Source organism: Pseudoduganella sp. S-14 (genome assembly GCF_049913285.1).
Lineage (GTDB): Bacteria > Pseudomonadota > Gammaproteobacteria > Burkholderiales > Burkholderiaceae_D > Rugamonas.
Genome location: NZ_CP183991.1, coordinates 1225510 through 1241757 on the forward strand (window position 1 = coordinate 1225510; position 16248 = coordinate 1241757).

The 16248-nt window shown below is 61.8% G+C and carries 16 protein-coding genes; 8 read left to right on the forward strand and 8 right to left on the reverse strand.

Annotation, left to right across the window (positions count from 1 at the left end; all coding sequences use genetic code 11):
- The first annotated feature begins 14 nt into the window (after positions 1-14).
- The 5 genes from ACN9MZ_RS05655 to ACN9MZ_RS05675 all read left to right on the forward strand — a co-directional run bounded on the left by ACN9MZ_RS05655 (position 15) and on the right by ACN9MZ_RS05675 (position 6452).
- Entirely contained in the window at positions 15-644 is a 630-nt protein-coding gene (locus ACN9MZ_RS05655) for a nucleotidyltransferase family protein (RefSeq protein WP_426341268.1), read from the forward strand.
- On the forward strand, positions 641-2428 hold the full coding sequence (locus tag ACN9MZ_RS05660; protein ID WP_426341269.1) for a M61 family metallopeptidase: 1788 nt from the start codon (positions 641-643) through the stop codon (positions 2426-2428). Before ACN9MZ_RS05655 ends, ACN9MZ_RS05660 begins: the two co-directional genes overlap by 4 nt.
- Before the next feature lie 7 nt (positions 2429-2435).
- Complete coding sequence (locus tag ACN9MZ_RS05665) at positions 2436-3605, forward strand: GGDEF domain-containing protein (protein WP_426341270.1); 1170 nt, start codon at positions 2436-2438, stop codon at positions 3603-3605.
- Positions 3606-3707: 102 nt separating this feature from the next.
- Positions 3708-4874, forward strand: coding sequence for a hypothetical protein (locus ACN9MZ_RS05670; protein ID WP_426341271.1), 1167 nt, complete (start codon positions 3708-3710; stop codon positions 4872-4874).
- 54 nt (positions 4875-4928) lie between these two features.
- Positions 4929-6452, forward strand: coding sequence for a hypothetical protein (locus ACN9MZ_RS05675; protein WP_426341272.1), 1524 nt, complete (start codon positions 4929-4931; stop codon positions 6450-6452).
- Here ACN9MZ_RS05675 and trpC read toward each other — a convergent pair.
- The 7 genes from trpC to rpe form a co-directional block, all read right to left on the reverse strand.
- Complete coding sequence (gene trpC, locus ACN9MZ_RS05680; protein WP_426341273.1) at positions 6445-7245, reverse strand: indole-3-glycerol phosphate synthase TrpC; 801 nt, start codon at positions 7243-7245, stop codon at positions 6445-6447. The genes ACN9MZ_RS05675 and trpC overlap by 8 nt on opposite strands.
- Before the next feature lie 9 nt (positions 7246-7254).
- A complete protein-coding gene (locus tag ACN9MZ_RS05685) occupies positions 7255-7932 on the reverse strand; it encodes a LysE family translocator (RefSeq protein ID WP_426341274.1) in 678 nt (225 codons plus the stop codon).
- Between the two features lie 3 nt (positions 7933-7935).
- Positions 7936-8973, reverse strand: coding sequence for an anthranilate phosphoribosyltransferase (gene trpD, locus ACN9MZ_RS05690; RefSeq protein WP_426341275.1), 1038 nt, complete (start codon positions 8971-8973; stop codon positions 7936-7938).
- A gap of 14 nt (positions 8974-8987) precedes the next feature.
- Positions 8988-9554: an anthranilate synthase component II gene (locus tag ACN9MZ_RS05695; protein ID WP_426341276.1), complete on the reverse strand. Its 567-nt coding sequence runs from the start codon at positions 9552-9554 to the stop codon at positions 8988-8990.
- A gap of 1 nt (position 9555) precedes the next feature.
- Positions 9556-11052, reverse strand: a complete 1497-nt coding sequence (gene trpE, locus ACN9MZ_RS05700) for an anthranilate synthase component I (protein WP_426341277.1) — start codon at positions 11050-11052, stop codon at positions 9556-9558.
- A gap of 184 nt (positions 11053-11236) precedes the next feature.
- Positions 11237-11932: a phosphoglycolate phosphatase gene (locus tag ACN9MZ_RS05705; protein WP_426341278.1), complete on the reverse strand. Its 696-nt coding sequence runs from the start codon at positions 11930-11932 to the stop codon at positions 11237-11239.
- A 2-nt stretch (positions 11933-11934) separates the two neighbouring features.
- Positions 11935-12600, reverse strand: a complete 666-nt coding sequence (gene rpe, locus ACN9MZ_RS05710) for a ribulose-phosphate 3-epimerase (protein ID WP_426341279.1) — start codon at positions 12598-12600, stop codon at positions 11935-11937.
- 102 nt (positions 12601-12702) lie between these two features.
- Between rpe and apaG the strand changes: the two genes are divergently transcribed.
- Together apaG and mltA are read left to right on the forward strand one after the other, a co-directional pair.
- Positions 12703-13077, forward strand: a complete 375-nt coding sequence (apaG, locus tag ACN9MZ_RS05715; protein WP_342115459.1) for a Co2+/Mg2+ efflux protein ApaG — start codon at positions 12703-12705, stop codon at positions 13075-13077.
- Between the two features lie 117 nt (positions 13078-13194).
- The gene (gene mltA / locus ACN9MZ_RS05720; RefSeq protein ID WP_426341280.1) at positions 13195-14427 is read left to right on the forward strand and encodes a murein transglycosylase A; all 1233 of its coding nucleotides are present in this window, start codon (positions 13195-13197) and stop codon (positions 14425-14427) included.
- Between the two features lie 262 nt (positions 14428-14689).
- On the opposite strand, the gene ACN9MZ_RS05725 is transcribed toward mltA, so the two are convergent.
- On the reverse strand, positions 14690-15127 hold the full coding sequence (locus ACN9MZ_RS05725) for a universal stress protein (protein WP_426321139.1): 438 nt from the start codon (positions 15125-15127) through the stop codon (positions 14690-14692).
- A gap of 116 nt (positions 15128-15243) precedes the next feature.
- Here ACN9MZ_RS05725 and ACN9MZ_RS05730 point away from each other — a divergent pair, with 116 nt between their 5' ends.
- Positions 15244-16020 carry an enoyl-CoA hydratase gene (locus tag ACN9MZ_RS05730; protein WP_426341281.1) on the forward strand — a complete coding sequence of 259 codons (777 nt, stop codon included), beginning with the start codon at positions 15244-15246 and terminating at the stop codon, positions 16018-16020.
- Positions 16021-16248 lie beyond the last annotated feature (228 nt).

The window sequence follows — 16248 nt, forward strand, 5'->3', positions numbered from 1 at the left end:
GGCAGGCATAGCACGTGGCCGCTTCCGACCTCGCACACGCGTCCGCCGTAGCTGCGGACGCTGGCGCCGTTGCTGGCATCTTGCTGGCTGCAGGCCGCGGCAGCCGTTTCGATCCGACCGGCGGGCGCTACAAGCTGCTGCAGGCGCTGCCGAATGGCGAGCCGGTAGTCGTGGCCAGTGCCCGCGCCTTGCTGGCCGCTGTGCCGCGCGTCATTGCGGTGGTTCGGGCGGAAGACGCGGCCACGGCCAACCTTTTGCGCGGCCTCGGCTGCGAAGTTGTCATTTGCGCAAACGCAGGAGAGGGCATGGCTGCCTCGCTGGTATGCGGCGTGCGACACGCGCAGGACGCAGCCGGCTGGCTGATTGCGCTGGCCGACATGCCCTATGTGCAGCCGGCCACGATGGCGGCGCTGGCGCATGCAGCGACAACCGCAGCGACAACTGGAGCGACGATCGCAGCGCCGGTGCACGACGGCCAGCGCGGCAACCCGGTCGCCTTCGGCCGTGGCCACCTGCATGCCCTGCTGGCGCTGGCCGGAGACCAGGGTGCCCGCAGCATATTGAAGAACAACCCGGTTAACGAACTGATGGTGGACGATCCCGGCATCCTGCAGGACATCGATACGCCATCCGATATCCAATGAAAAACAAAAAGATCAGCTACACCATCGCCGCCAAAGATCCGGCAACCCATATGTTCCAGGTCACAATGACCATTGAAGCGCCGGCGGCGGAAGGCCAGGTCCTGGTGTTGCCGGCCTGGATCCCCGGCAGCTACATGATCCGGGAATTCTCGCGCAACATCGTGCAGATCCGCGCCGAGGCAAGCGGCCAGCCGGTCGAACTGTCGAAGCTGGACAAGCACTCGTGGCAAGCCGCGCCCTGCAAGGGAAAGCTCACCGTGCATTACGAAGTCTATGCCTGGGACCTGTCGGTGCGCGCCGCCCACCTTGACCAGACCCACGGCTTTTTCAACGGCACCAGCGTATTCCTGCGCGCAGTTGGACAGGAAGGCGACCCGCACGTGGTCGACATCCAGCGTCCCGCCCATGAAGCAGCGGCCAAATGGCGCGTTGCTACCGCATTGAAGGAACTCAAAGCCAGGCGCTACGGCTTTGGCACCTACGTCGCGCAGGACTACGACGAATTGATCGACAGCCCGGTGGAAATGGGCACGTTCGAGATGGCCAGCTTCAAGGCCCTGGGCGTGCAGCACGACGTGGTATTCACCGGCCGCGTGCCAAACCTCGACATTGCCCGCGTTTGCGCCGACCTGAAGCAGATCTGCGAGACGCAAATCGCCTTCTTCGAGCCACGCACGAAGAAAGCGCCGATGGACCGCTACGTGTTCATGACGATGGTGGTGGGCGACGGCTACGGCGGCCTGGAACACCGCGCCTCCACGGCGCTGTTCTGCTCCCGTGCCGACTTGCCGACCACCGCGCAGAAAGGCAAGGAGCCGAGCGAAGGCTATATGAAGTTCCTGGGCCTGTGCAGCCACGAATACTTCCACACCTGGAACGTCAAGCGCATCAAGCCGGCGGTGTTTGCTCCTTACGATTACCAGGCAGAGAACTACACTCCGCTGCTCTGGCTTTTTGAAGGCTTTACCAGCTACTACGACGACCTGATGCTGGTGCGCGCGGGCCTGCTGTCGGAAGAAGGCTACTTCAAGATGCTGGGCAAGACTGTCGGCGCCGTGCTGCGCGGCAGCGGCCGCACCAAGCAAAGCGTGGCCGATTCCAGCTTTGATGCCTGGGGCAAGTACTACCGCCAGGACGAGAACTCGGCAAACGCCATCGTCAGCTACTACGCCAAGGGCTCGCTGATCGGCCTGGCCCTGGACCTGACCATTCGTGCCAAGACCAATGGCAAGCGCTCGCTGGACGACATCATGCGCGCGCTGTGGCAGAAGTTCGGCCGGGATTTCTACAACGGCAAGCCGCGCGGCGTGACGCCGGAAGACGTGGAAGCGCTGTTCGACAACGTGGCCGGCTTCAAGCTGAAGACTTTCTTCGACAAGTACATCCGCGGCACCGAAGACGTGCCGCTGGCCAAGCTGCTGCCTCAATTCGGGGTGAGCTACAAGGACGAACGCAAGTCGTCCAAGCCTGGCCTGGACGTCAACATCGGCCGCGAGGGCGCCGACTGCAAGCTCAGTGCCGTGCACGATGGCGGCGCCGCGCAGAAGGCCGGCCTGTCGGCCAACGACCTGCTGGTGGCCATCGATGGCCTGCGCGTCAGCGGCAACCCGTCCAACGTGGATGGCCTGCTGTCGCGCTACAAGGTCGGCGAAACCGTGCAGGTGCATGCCTTCCGCCGCGACGAGCTGATGGCCTTCGACGTGGTGCTGCAAGGCGATCGCGTCCCGGGCATCACCATCGCCGTGGAGCAGCAGAAAACCAGCCTGCGCCGCCCGACCGCCTGATGGCGCCGTGAAGTTCGCGCTGGATCCGTTCACCATCCTGTTCACCACCACGCTGACCTGCGCGGTGCTGGCGGTAGCCATGTATTCCATGCATGTGAGCTTGCGGCGCGAGGTCGCCGGCGTTGGGCACTGGGCCTGCGGGCTGCTTTGCATGGTCGGCGCAGGTGGGCTATTCCTGTCGCGCGGCCTGCTGCCTGACGAAGCGGTACTGCCTGCGGCCAATACCTTCCTGATGTGGGGCATCGGCTTGTCGATGGTGGGGACGCGGCGCTTTTTCGGCGAGCCGCCGGGATGGACGATATTCCACGCTGTCTGGCTGCTGGAACTGGCTGCCATCCTGTGGTGGCTGCTGGCGGAGCCCAACTTTCTGCGCCGCGCTACGGCTTTCAGCTTCCTAGTTGCAGTGTTCTACGTTGACCAGTTGCGGCTGGTCTGGCGTCATCGCACGCCGCATTTTACGAGCTGGTTCTTCGGCAGCCTGCTTGCGCTGCAGGTGGCCAATGTGCTGACGCGCGGCGTAGCGGCCATGTTCATCAGCGGCCAGGCGGCGGACCTGATGCAGCGCAGTCCCCTGGTCAATGTCTACCTGGCGCTGGCCAATTTCATGGCCTTGCTGATGACGGTGGCCTTCCTCATGCTGGCTACGCGCAAGCTGCAAAAGATCCTGGAGCAGCGCTCCACCCACGATCCGCTGACCGGCGTGCTGAATCGCCGCGGCTTCCTGCAATGCTTCAGTGGCGTGCGCGCGCGGCAGCTACGCCACGCTTCGCCGCTGGCGTTGATGGCGCTCGACCTTGACCTGTTCAAGGCAATCAACGACCAGCACGGCCACGCACAAGGCGACAAGGTGCTGGTGCACGTCGCTGCGGTGGTGATGCGTTCGGTGCGGCAATGCGATTTCGTGGCGCGCTTCGGCGGCGAGGAGTTTGTGGTGCTGCTGCCGGAAACCACACTGCCGCATGCGCAGCAGCTGGCGCAGCGCATCCAGTCACAATTGCAGGAATGCCAACAGCCGGGATTGCCAAATTGCACAATCAGCATCGGTATTGCCGGTGAGCAAACTTTGGGCGAGTCTCTTGACAGCTTGCTATCGCGCGCCGACGCCGCCTTGTACCGCGCCAAGGCAAATGGGCGCAACCGTACTGAAATCGCGCCCCCTACACCTTTGGCTGCCTGACTGTCGCCACGTTGGCGGCTGTCGTTTTCATGCCGCACAGACTATTCTTTTGCTCGCCGGTAATTTACCATCACTCATTACGAGTTTGGCTACGTTTAATTTATGACTTATCTACTGCACATCGTCGCGCGCGAAGTTCCCGCCAACGATGCGGAAGTTCTCCCATTCCTGGAACAGATTGCCGGCGCAACCATCAGTATTGCGCCATCCCAGCAGTTGAAGAGTTTTCGCGACGCCATCCTGAAGCTGTTCCCCTGCCTGACCAGCTATGGCGCCGGCGACAAGGCCGTTGAGAACTGCCCCTGGGCGGACGGCCCGCTGGCAGACAATTTCAAAGGCGGTTATGGCAGCGTGGCGATCTCGCGCCGCCATGACGAAGTGATTCCTCACGTGCTGCGTATCGCCAGCGACCTGGGCGTGACGGTGGTGGACGAGCAAAACGGCGCGGTGCACCGCCCGCAGGCTTACCAGGTCGTGCTGGAAGGTCCGCTGGAGGGCGTGGAAGTCGAAGTCGCCGCGACCCAGCTTGCGGAGTTGATGAACCAGCCGCTCCCGCAGATGGTGCTGCTGCTGCATTCGCGCCGCCGCACCCTGGTCAAGAAGGGCCTCACCCGCGCACAGGCCGAAGTCTATGTGACTGCCTTGCGCGAGCGCGCCAGCTGCCGTGCCACGGTTTCGGCGGAGCCGCGCAAGGCCGCTGTCAAGAATGGCCACAAGGCCCCGGGTAACATTGCCTCGAGGGCGCCAAGTCCGCCGCCGGCGCGCGTGGCGCAAGTGCATCAGGCGACCAGCTTCGACCAGCCGGAAATCGTTGGCATCGAGCCTGACGAGCAAATGTTCCAGGCCGCCGAATCCCAGCGCATGGCCGCCGCATCGCTGGTTGGCAGCATGGTCCTGCTTGTGCTGTTCATGGTCCTTCGCATCAAGTCGCCGTTCATGATGTCGTTCGCGCTGGCGATGAGCGCGCTGGGCGCCATGGCGGTGATCCGGCTTGCCCAGGCGATCGGTTCCGGCTTGCTTCGCACCCTGGTGTTTGCGATGCTGGCATTCGTGCCGGGCCCGGGCACCCTGATGGTCGCGTGGACCTATTTCCGCGCTGCGGGCGTCTTGAAGGAGAACGGCCTTACTACCCGCAACTCCTTGCTGGACGCGGACGAGGTGCGCGAGCTGGGCGGCCGTGACGGCATGCTGCCTTCCACCAAATTACTGCTCGCGCTGCTGGTTCTCGCAGCAGTTGGGGGCTACGCCTTCATCAACCAAATTCTTTGAGATCGCGGTGGCTGGCCAGCGTTACGCTGCCTGCCGTACCTGTGTTCGCAGCGCATGAGTTACCAGATTCAACTGGCGTCGGTCGCCGCCCCGGAAGCGGACCTGGAGGTTTTTCCCTTCATGAACAGGTTGCGCCAAGAAAGCGGCGAGCAGCCGCCATCCCCCTTGTTAAAGCGCTTTCACGACAAGCTGACAGCCCTTTTTCCGGATACACCCTGGTCGGATTGTCATTTCGCCGGCGATGCCGGCCGCTTGACCGTGGACTACCGCAAGCAGGAAGTGGTTCCGCATGTGCTTTACCTTGCCGGCGAATTAGGCCTGACTGTGGTGGACAACCAGTCTGGCGCAGTACATCGTCCTGCGACTTACCAGGTAGTGCTGGAAGGACCCGCGCCGGGCGTGGCATTGGGCGAAGCTGCCAATCGCCTTGCTGCCTTGATGCAAAAGCCGGTAACGGAAATGCTGGCGCTGTTGTCTGGAGGGCGGCGCAAGATCGTCAAGAAAGGGGTGCTGCGGTCCCAGGCTCACTACTATGTGGTTGCGCTGAAGGAGCGCGCCGGCTGCCACGCGACGATGGCGCTTGAGCATGACCGTGTCGTGCATCCAGAACCTCCGCCGCCAAGCCCGCCCCCGGCGCGGCCTGCCGCTGCAGGGAAAGCTGCGGTAGTGTCGGGCGTATCCGTGGCGCCGGTCGACGTCAAATCGGCCATGCCGCCGCGATTGCGCCGCGGGCCGGAACCGGAACCGGAAACCAATTCATTGGCCGGCGCCGACCCGCGCCTCTTCATGCTGGCCGATGGCCTGCGCCTGACGGTGTACGCGACCGTGCTATACCTTGTCACCGGATACTTCTTCCGCGACCTGGCCGGTTGGCCGAAGCTCTTGCTGGCGCTGGGCGTTACCGTCCTGGCAATGGCTGCCGTCTACCGCCTGGCCAAGGGAGCCGGGTCGAATATCGTGATGCGGCTCCTGGCGATGGCCCTGATCATCATCCCGCTCGCCAATATCCTGGTGCTGCTGCTGATGATACGGCGCGGTAAAGTGACCTTGCGTGACAACGAAATCGGGGCCGGCTGGTTTGGCGCCGCCTACGACGACATGGTCCGCCTGCGCGGCGGAGACAGCGGCTTGCTGCCGTCGACCATGATCGGCCTGCTCGCCGCGTTGGGCGTGGCTGTCCTGATCGGCTTGGGGAAGCAGGCGGCTGAAAAATATATCGACGCCGCGCTTGGTAGTCATCCGCAGCCTTGCGCTATCGTCGGCATATGGGAGTCCAGCAAACGCGGCCCGAATGGCAGGGTGGTGATGCGGGATGACGGCAATTTTTCTGTCCTGCCGCTGCAAGGCCAGGAGGACAAGGTCAAGCAGGAGCAGGGCGAATGGGCTGTGCGCAACCGCACCTTTGTTTGGCAGGTGCCGCTGGCGGACAAGCCTTGGATGAAGGTAGAGCACATCGAGACCTTCAAGCTCAGTCTCGATGGCCAGACCCTAACCATTTTCGAGCCAAGGTCGATGGGCCTGTTTACTGAATGGCGCCGCGCGGGCGCCATGAAATCGCAGCGTTGCGGCTTTAATTGAACAGCTTGCGCAGCTCGGCTCCCGGGTCGGGTGCGCGCATGAAGGCTTCGCCGACCAGGAAGGCGTGCACGTTGCGTTCGCGCATGCGCTGAACGTCGGCTGGCGTCATGATGCCGGATTCGGTGATGACCATGCGTTCTTGCGGAATGCGCGACAGCAGGTCGAGCGTGGTGTCCAGCGTAACGTCGAAGGTGCGCAGGTTGCGGTTGTTGATGCCGATCAGGCGGCTCTTGAGGTTCAGCGCCGCGGCCAGCTCGTCGCCATCGTGCGATTCGATCAGAACGTCCATGCCCAATTCGTGGGCGCAGGCTTCCATTTCCGCCATCAGGCCGTGGTCCAACGCGGACACGATCAGCAGGATGCAATCGGCGCCCATGGCACGCGCTTCATAGATCTGGTACATGTCGACCATGAAGTCCTTGCGCAGGACGGGAATGTCGCAGGCAGCGCGCGCCTGTTTCAGGTATTCGTTCGAGCCCTGGAAGAAATTGACATCGGTCAGTACCGACAGACAGGCCGCGCCGGCACTGGCGTAGCTGCCGGCGATTTCGGCTGGGCGGAAGTCCGGACGCAGCACGCCTTTCGATGGCGAGGCTTTCTTCACCTCGGCGATCACGCCGGCCTGGCCGGCTTCGATCTTGCTGCGCAGGCCGGCTTCAAAGCCGCGCAGGCCGGCGCGCAGTTCATTGTCGCCTTCGACTTCGTCGCGCAGGGATTGAAGGCTGCGGTGCTTCTTGGCCGCCGCTACTTCGTCGGCCTTCACGGCCAGGATTTTGTTCAGGATGTCGGACATGATGATTCTTTAATGTTGTTCGGCCAGGGCCAGGCGCGCTCCAAGCGCGATGAACAGGCTGCCGGTCGCGCGATTCAGCCACAGTGCCACCTGTGGTTTGACCTTCAGCCGCGCGCTTGCGAAGGCGGTGAAGATGGCAAGGCTGTTACACCACAGCATGCCGTTGAAATTGAAGATGCAGCCAAGGACCAGGAAGGCCAGCGGCTTGTTCGCTGCGTCCGCGTCGATGAACTGTGGCACAAAAGCCAGGAAGAACAGTGCGACTTTCGGGTTCAGGACATTGGTCAGGAAGCCTTGCGCGAAGATCTTGCGATAGGGCAGGGCAGCCATCGGCGCAAACCGGTAGGGCGGTGTCTGACCCAGTGGGTCAGACGCTGGTTTGCTGGTTTCGCTGGTCTTAAGTCGCGCCCGCAGCATGCAAATGCCGCACCAGGCGATATACGCCGCGCCCACCCATTTCACAACGGTGAAGGCAGTGGCGGAGGTGGCCAGCAGGGCCGACAGGCCAAGCGCTGCCGCGCCGATGTGCAGCATGGTGCCCGCGCCAACCCCCAGCGCCGCAGCGCAACCAGCACGCCAGCCCTGGGTGGCGCTGCGCGCCATGATCAGCAGCGAATCCGGCCCCGGCATGATGTTCAGCAGCAGACCGGAGATCACAAACAGCGTCAGGTCATGGATGCCGAACATCGCTTAACCCTCCCGGCCGAGTTCCTGCGTGACGCGAACGAACTGTTCCAGCTTGGCCACCGCCGCGCCGGACGACACAGCCGTTCGTGCCCGCGCCAGCCCGTCCTCGATGGACGAGGCTACGCCGGCCGCATACAAGGCGGTGCCAGCATTCAGCGCCACGATATCCGACGCAGGCCCCGGTTCGCCGCGCAGGGCTTCCATCACGCGCGCCTTCGATTCGGTCGCATCCGCCACCTTGAGGTTGCGCGAAGCGATCATCGACAGGCCGAAATCTTCAGGATGGATTTCATACTCACGGATTTCGCCGTTGACCAGTTCACCCACCATGGTGCCTGCGCCCAGCGACACTTCATCCATATTGTCGCGGCCATAGACGACCACCGCATGCTGCGCGCCCAAACGCTGCAGCACGCGCACCTGGATACCCACCAGGTCCGGGTGGAACACGCCCATCAGGATGTTCGGGGCGCCGGCAGGGTTGGTCAGCGGGCCAAGGATATTGAAGATGGAGCGCACGCCCAGTTCGCGGCGCACCGGCGCCACATGCTTCATCGCAGCGTGGTGATTTGGCGCGAACATGAAGCCGATGCCGGTCTGCGCGATCGACTGCGCGATCTGCTCCGGTTTCAGGTTGATGTTCGCGCCCAGCGATTCGATCAGGTCGGCGCTGCCCGAGGAGGACGACACGGAGCGTCCGCCATGCTTGGCCACGCGCGCACCGGCGGCAGCGGCGACAAACATCGAAGCGGAAGAAATATTGAACGTGTGCGCGCCATCGCCGCCGGTGCCGACGATATCCACCAGGTTGGTGGTATCGGCCATCGGGACCTTGGTCGAGAACTCGCGCATGACCTGCGCTGCAGCGGTGATCTCGCCGATGGTTTCCTTCTTGACGCGCAAACCCATGGTCAGGGCAGCCACCATGACTGGCGACATTTCGCCGGACATGATCTGGCGGAACAGGTACAGCATCTCGTCGTGGAAAATCTCACGGTGTTCGATGCAGCGAACCAGTGCTTCTTGATGCGTGATAGGCATGATGCTTCCTTCTCTTATTTGCGATCGAGGAAATTCTTCAGCAAGGCGTGGCCGTGCTCGGACAGGATGGACTCGGGGTGGAACTGCACGCCCTCGATGTCGTATTCCTTGTGACGCACGCCCATGATTTCGCCGTCGTCGGTCCAGGCTGTGACTTCCAGGCAGGAAGGCAGCGAGGATCGCTCGATTGCCAAAGAGTGGTAGCGGATTACCGTGAACGGGCTGGATAAGCCCTGGAACACGCCCACACCCGTATGCGCGATAAGAGAAGTTTTGCCATGCATGACTTGCTTGGCGCGGATAACTTTGCCGCCAAAGGCTTCGCCGATGGCCTGGTGCCCCAGGCAGACGCCCAGGATAGGTTTCTTGCCTGCGAAGTGCTTCAGCACTTCCAGCGAAATGCCCGCCTGCGACGGGTCTTTCGGACCCGGCGAGATGCAGATGCGGTCGGGATTCAATGCTTCGATTTCGTCGATGGTGATTTCGTCGTTGCGGTGCACGCGCACGTCTTCGCCCAGCTCGCCGAAATACTGCACGATGTTGTAGGTGAAGGAGTCGTAGTTGTCGATCATCAGCAGCATTTCAGAACTCCCCATCCAGGCCATCTTGCACTTGCTCGGCCGCGCGCAGCACGGCGCGCGCCTTGTTTTCAGTTTCCTGCCATTCCATTTCCGGTATCGAGTCGGCGACGATGCCGGCGGCGGCCTGCACGTACAGCATGCCGTCCTTGATCACGCCGGTGCGGATCGCAATCGCTACGTCCATTTCGCCGCCGAAGGACAGGTAGCCACAGGCGCCGCCGTAGATGCCGCGCTTGCAGATTTCCAGTTCGTCGATGATTTCCATCGCACGCACTTTCGGCGCACCGGTCAGGGTGCCGGCAGGGAAGGTGGCGCGCAGCACGTCCAGGTTGGACATGCCTTTCTTCAGCTTGCCCTCGACGTTGGAGACGATGTGCTGCACGTGCGAGTACTTCTCGATCACCATCTTGTCGGTCAGCTTCACGCTGCCGGTTTCGGAGATGCGGCCCAGGTCATTGCGGGCCAGGTCGATCAGCATCACGTGTTCCGCCACTTCCTTCGGATCGTTCAGCAGCTCTTCGGCCAGCGCCGCATCGCGTTCGGGCGTATTGCCGCGCGGGCGTGTGCCGGCGATCGGGCGCAGCGTGACTTTCTTTTCGCCGTCAGCCAGGGTTTCGTTGCGTACCAGGATTTCCGGCGATGCACCAACGATCTGCATGTCGCCGAAATTGTAGAAGTACATGTACGGCGACGGGTTCAGCGAACGCAGCGAGCGGTACAGCGTGAGTGGCGAATCCACATATGGCTTGCGGATGCGCTGGCCGATCTGCACCTGCATCAAGTCGCCCGCCAGGATATATTCGTGTGCCTTGGCGACGGCCTTCAGGTAATCCTCCTTGGCGAAGTCGCGGATGGTCTCGGTGCGTACCGACGGCGTGGTAACCGGCGCATCGACACCGCGCCGCAGCAGGGCGCGCAGGTCTTTGAGGCGCTGGCGCGCCTTGGCGAAGGCTTCCGGCTGCTGCGGATCGGCGTAGACGATCAAGTACAACTTGCCGGACAGGTTGTCGATGACGGCCAGTTCTTCGGTCACCATCAACTGGATTTCCGGCAGGCCCAGGTCGTCCTTCGGCTGCGTCCTGGCCAGGGTCTTTTCAATATGACGCACGGTGTCGTAGCCGAAGTAGCCGGCCAGGCCGCCGCAGAAGCGTGGCATGCCGGGACGCACGGCTACTTTGAAGCGCGCCTGGTATTGCTCAATGAATTCGAGGGGATTGCCTTCGTGGGTCTCGATCACCTCGCCGTTCTTGACGATTTCGGTCAGCTTGCCGGTGCTGCGCAGCAGGGTGTTGGCAGGCAGGCCGATGAAGGAGTAGCGGCCGAAACGCTCGCCGCCCACCACCGACTCGAGCAGGAAGGTGTTCTTGCCGTAATTCTGGGTCTGGGCCAGCTTGAGGTACAGGGTGAGCGGGGTTTCCAGGTCGGCGAAAGCTTCCGCGATCAGAGGGATACGGTTGTAGCCATCCGCGGCCAGGGATTTGAATTCGAGTTCAGTCATGTTTCTCTCCATTCCGCCATGGATGTGGTGGTGGCGGTTCGGTTACAAAAAACCTGCCGGAGCAGTGACACGCACGTGCGCCGACAGCAATCGGGACTAAGTCAGGATTGCCAGCGTCGCCACAGCCAGGCCTCAATCGAGCCCCGGTGGGTTACATTGTGTCTTTTGTTGAGAAACATTTCGGTCAGATAGCGTCGTTTTGCGTGCTAATCAAGGTTGCTGCATGAAGCAGCGTGTCAACTATACCATCGGAATCCGTTTCGTGTATACCCACGCCGTGGTTATATCCATATGGCACAGTCAGCACAGGACAGCCGGCCGCGCGGGCCGCTTCGGCGTCGTTCGAGGAGTCGCCGATCGCCACTACCTGCGCCGGTGGCAAGTCGAAAAATTCGCAGGCCTTCAGCAAGGGTAGAGGGTGCGGTTTCTTCTTTTCGAAGGAATCGCCGCCGAACAGCACTTCGAAGTAGCCGTCCAGGCCCTTCAGCGCAAGCAGCGGCTTGGCGAATGCCACCGGCTTGTTGGTCACGCAGGCCAGACGCAAGCCGTCTGCGCGCATGCGCTCCAGGCCCGCCACCACGTCGGCATATACTTCGCTGTGGCGGCCATTGATGACCAGGTAGTGGCGCTGGTAGGCTTCCATCGCGGCCGGGAAGTGCTGCTCGACGCCGGCCTCGTCGTAGTCCAGCGCGAGCACGCGCCGCACCAGGTTCTCCGACCCTTTGCCGACCATCAGTTCAATCTGCGCGACTGTAATGTGCGCCAGCCCCAGTTCTTCGCGCATCAGGTTGATGGCCACTTCGAAGTCCGGCATCGTGTCGAGCATCGTGCCGTCGAGGTCAATGATGGCGGCCCTTACGCCGCGCAGGACCGCCGCCATTCTTACAGCGAAGCCAGTTGGCCGCGCATCGCGTCGATCACGGCCTTGTAGTCGGGCTGGCCGAAGATCGCGGAACCTGCCACGAAGGTGTCGGCGCCAGCTTCCGCTGCCGCCTTGATGTTGTCGATCTTGATGCCGCCGTCGACTTCCAGCATGATGTCGCGGCCGGATTCGTCGATGCGGCGGCGCGCTTCGGCGATCTTCTTCAGCGCCTGCGGGATGAAGGACTGGCCGCCGAAGCCCGGGTTCACCGACATGATCAGGATCATGTCGATCTTGTCCATCACGTGATCCAGGTAGCTCAGTGGGGTGGCAGGATTGAACACCAGGCCAGCCTTGCAGCCGTTGTCGCGGATCAGCTGCAGCGAACGGTCGATATGATCGGACGCTTCCGGATGGAAGGTGATGATGTTGGCGCCAGCCTTGGCGAAATCAGGGATGATGCGGTCGACCGGCTTGACCATCAGGTGCACGTCGATCGGCACTTGCACGTGCGGGCGGATCGCCTGGCAGACCAGCGGGCCGACGGTGAGGTTAGGCACGTAGTGGTTGTCCATGACGTCGAAGTGGATGATGTCGGCGCCAGCGGCAACGACGTTGCGAACCTCTTCACCCAGGCGGGCGAAGTCGGCGGACAGGATGCTCGGAGCGATACGGAAAGAGGTCATGGCTGGTCGGCTGAGAAAAAAGATGCGTTATTTTACGCTGCTGTGCGGACGATGTCCGATTGCTTGGACTAGAATTGCCCAATTGTTATGAAGGAAACCCTTATGGCCCAGTATGAGTTTGCGGTCGAGGTACGCACCCAGTACCTGCCGGAACAGTCCAATCCGGACCGCACCAATTTCGTGTTCACTTACACGATCACCATCAAGAACACCGGCACCGTGCCGGCCCAGCTGATCTCCCGTCACTGGGTGATCACCGATGCGAACAACCATATTGAAGAAGTACGCGGCCTGGGCGTCGTCGGCCATCAGCCATTGCTGGCGCCGGGCGAGGTGTTCGAGTACACCAGCGGCACGCAGTTGCGCACGCCGCAGGGCTCCATGTATGGAGAATATTTCTGCGTGGCTGAAGACGGCCACCAGTTTGAAACCAAGATTCCCGAATTCGTGCTGTCCTTGCCGCGAACCCTGCACTAGTTACTTCTCGCCGTCCTTCTTCTTTTTGTTGGACGGCAGCGTCCACCAGACGATGAATACCAGAAGGAAGAGCGCCACCAGCGCTTCAAGCATCAGATAAATCATAGACAACACCTCATGTTTTTGACACGCCGTAGTTTACCCGTTTGCGCCACCGCCGTCGCGTTAGTGCTGGCCGGTTGCGTCACTTCGCCCACGCCGCCTGCCAAACCGTCGCAGCCTGCACCCGTCACGCCAACTGCGCCTGCCACGCCGGCACAGCAGCCGGTGCAGCCGACCGTGCCGGCCGCACCGACCCCGCCTGCCAAAGCTGAATTCATTCCCGCCCGCTTCTCCGACTTGCCGGGCTGGGATCGAGACGACCTGCGCGCTGCATGGCCGGCCTTCATGCTGTCCTGCTCCAAGCTGGCAAGCGGAGCAGACTGGAAGGAACCCTGCGCGATCGCCAAGACCGTGGACGCCAATAGCCAGGCTGCCATCCGCCTGTTCTTTGAATCCTTCTTCGATCCGCACCAGGTGGTCGCGCCGGATGGCAGCAATACCGGCCTGATTACCGGCTATTACGAACCGCTGCTGCGCGGCGCCCGTAAGAAAGGCGGCCCTTACAAGACACCGTTGTACAAGGTGCCCGACGATATGGTCATCATCGACGTCGGCTCGGTCTATCCCGAACTAGCCGGCAAGCGCGTGCGCGGCCGCCTGAAGGGCAAGCGTGTCGTGCCTTATCCGGCGCGCGAGGAAATCAGCCGCACCGGCTTGCCGGGCAACGAACTGCTGTGGGTCGATGATTCGGTCGAAGCCTTCTTCCTGGAAGTGCAGGGTTCCGGCCGTGTGCAACTGCCTGACGGCGATACCGTGCGCGTCGCATACGCCGACCAGAACGGCCGCCCTTACCAGTCGATCGGCAAATGGCTGGTGCAGCAAGGGGAGCTGACCACCGAACAAGCGACCGCACAAGGAATCAAGGCCTGGATCGACGGCCACCCGACGCGCCAGCAGGAGCTGTTCAATGCCAATCCGAGCTACGTCTTCTTCAAGGAAGAAAAGCTGCCCGACCCGAAGGTCGGCCCGAAAGGGACGCTGAACGTGCCGCTGACGCCGCAGCGTTCCGTGGCGATCGACCGCAGCCAGCTTCCACTGGGAGCCCCGGTCTACCTGAATACAACGCTGCCTGGCGACGATGAACTGCCGCTGCAAAGGCTGATGCTGGCGCAGGATACCGGCGGCGCCATCAAGGGCGCCATCCGCCTTGACCTGTTCTTCGGCTTTGGTTCGGAAGCTGCCGATTTCGCCGGCCGCATGAAACAGCGCGGCAGTATCTGGGTGCTGTTGCCCAAGCTCGCCCGCTAACGCTTGCCCTGCGCATCGGGCACATTCAGCGCGCGCATGATCTTGCCGATATCGGCAGCATACATGCGTGCGTTTGCCGGTGTTCAGCCACTTCGCGGTGCGGTCGGCCCGCTCGCGCAATTGACCTTGTTGGTCGTGGCAGGGACGCGGAAGGCGAGCGTCTTGCAACTGTTGGTGCCGCACGCCAGTGCGTCACCGCCAGCCTTCCTTGATCAAGTTGCGAATTTGAAAAATATTGCCAAATGCACAATATGATCAGGGGTCAGCGTAAAACGAGCACCGGCAAATGCGTATGGGCGAGGACTTTCTGAGTTTCGCTTCCAAGGAATAGTTTATTCAGGCCCTTGCGGCCATGGGACGCCATCAGGATGATGTCGCAATGCCGCTCTTCCGCGGTCTTGACGATGACCTCGTAGGGGTTGATGGCCTCGCCCAGCACGGCATCGCACTCGATGCCGGCTGCGGTGGCTGCCGCAAGCACCTTATCCAGGCCAGCCTGGACATTGCTCCGTACTTCGCGATCAAAGACGCCGGGGTCTGGCAGCACGGCCGCATCGGCCAAGGGTACGAAGGGGAGGGGCTGGACCACGGAGACCGCAGTGATGCGCGCGCCATGGATCTTTGCGAATTCGATCGCAGTCTGGGTGGCCCGTTCCGAAAGTTGCGAGCCGTCGGTGGGCAGCAAAATCGATTTGAACATGGCAGTTCTCCTGACAAATTCTCCAGTCCAGTGTAGGTCTACCCCGGATTCATCGGCGCGCGCTTCGTGCACAACAGCTACAATTGCCCGATAGCTAACCGACTGGAGGAGAATAAATGGAATACCAGGACCTGCTCGTAGAAGTTCACGACAAAGTGGCGCTGATCCGCCTGAATCGTCCCAAGGCCCTCAACGCCCTGAACGACAACATGATGAATGAGCTGGGCGAGGCTTTTGCCAAGTTCGAAAAAGACCCTGCAATCCACGTCATCGTGCTGACCGGCAGCGAAAAGGCCTTTGCCGCGGGCGCCGACATCGCTGCGATGAAGGATTACACCTACCAGGACACCCACCGCGATAACTATATTGGGCGCAACTGGGAGCACATCCTGAAAGTGCGCAAGCCGGTGATCGGCGCCGTGGCTGGCTTCGCGCTGGGTGGCGGCTGCGAACTGGCCATGATGTGCGATTTCCTGGTTGCTGCTGACTCCGCCAAGTTCGGCCAGCCTGAAATCAAGGTCGGCGTTACTCCGGGCGCCGGCGGCACCCAGCGCCTGCCGCGCACCATTGGTAAGGCGAAAGCGATGGATATGCTGCTGACCACCCGCATGATCGATGCGGCCGAAGCGGAGCGCATTGGCCTGGTCTCGCGCGTAGTCCCTGCCGACAAGCTGATCGAATCCGTGCTGGAGATCGCTCAAGGCATCGCCCAGATGCCGGTTTCCGTCGCCATGCAGATCAAGGATTGCGTGAACCGCGCCTTCGAAACCACCCTGAGCGAAGGCGTAAATTACGAGCGCCGCTTGTTCCATGCAGGCTTCGGCACCCCTGCCCAGCGCGAAGGCATGTATGCCTTCCTCGAAAAGCGCTTGCCAAACTTCGAGGGGCTTTGATATAGTTCGGTCCCTCGCAACGCAGCGTACTTAACGCAACGAAGCGAGGGAAGAAAAAGAGGGGTTGACGAGTTGCACGCTGTACCGCATAATCTCGCTTCTCTGCTGCTGACAAACACAACGCTTTGTCAACGATAAGGCAGCGATCTTTAAAAATCAACAGTCGATAAGTGTGGGCGTTTGACGATATGCCCAGGCCTTCGGGCCTGATGCTCAAAATATACGTTA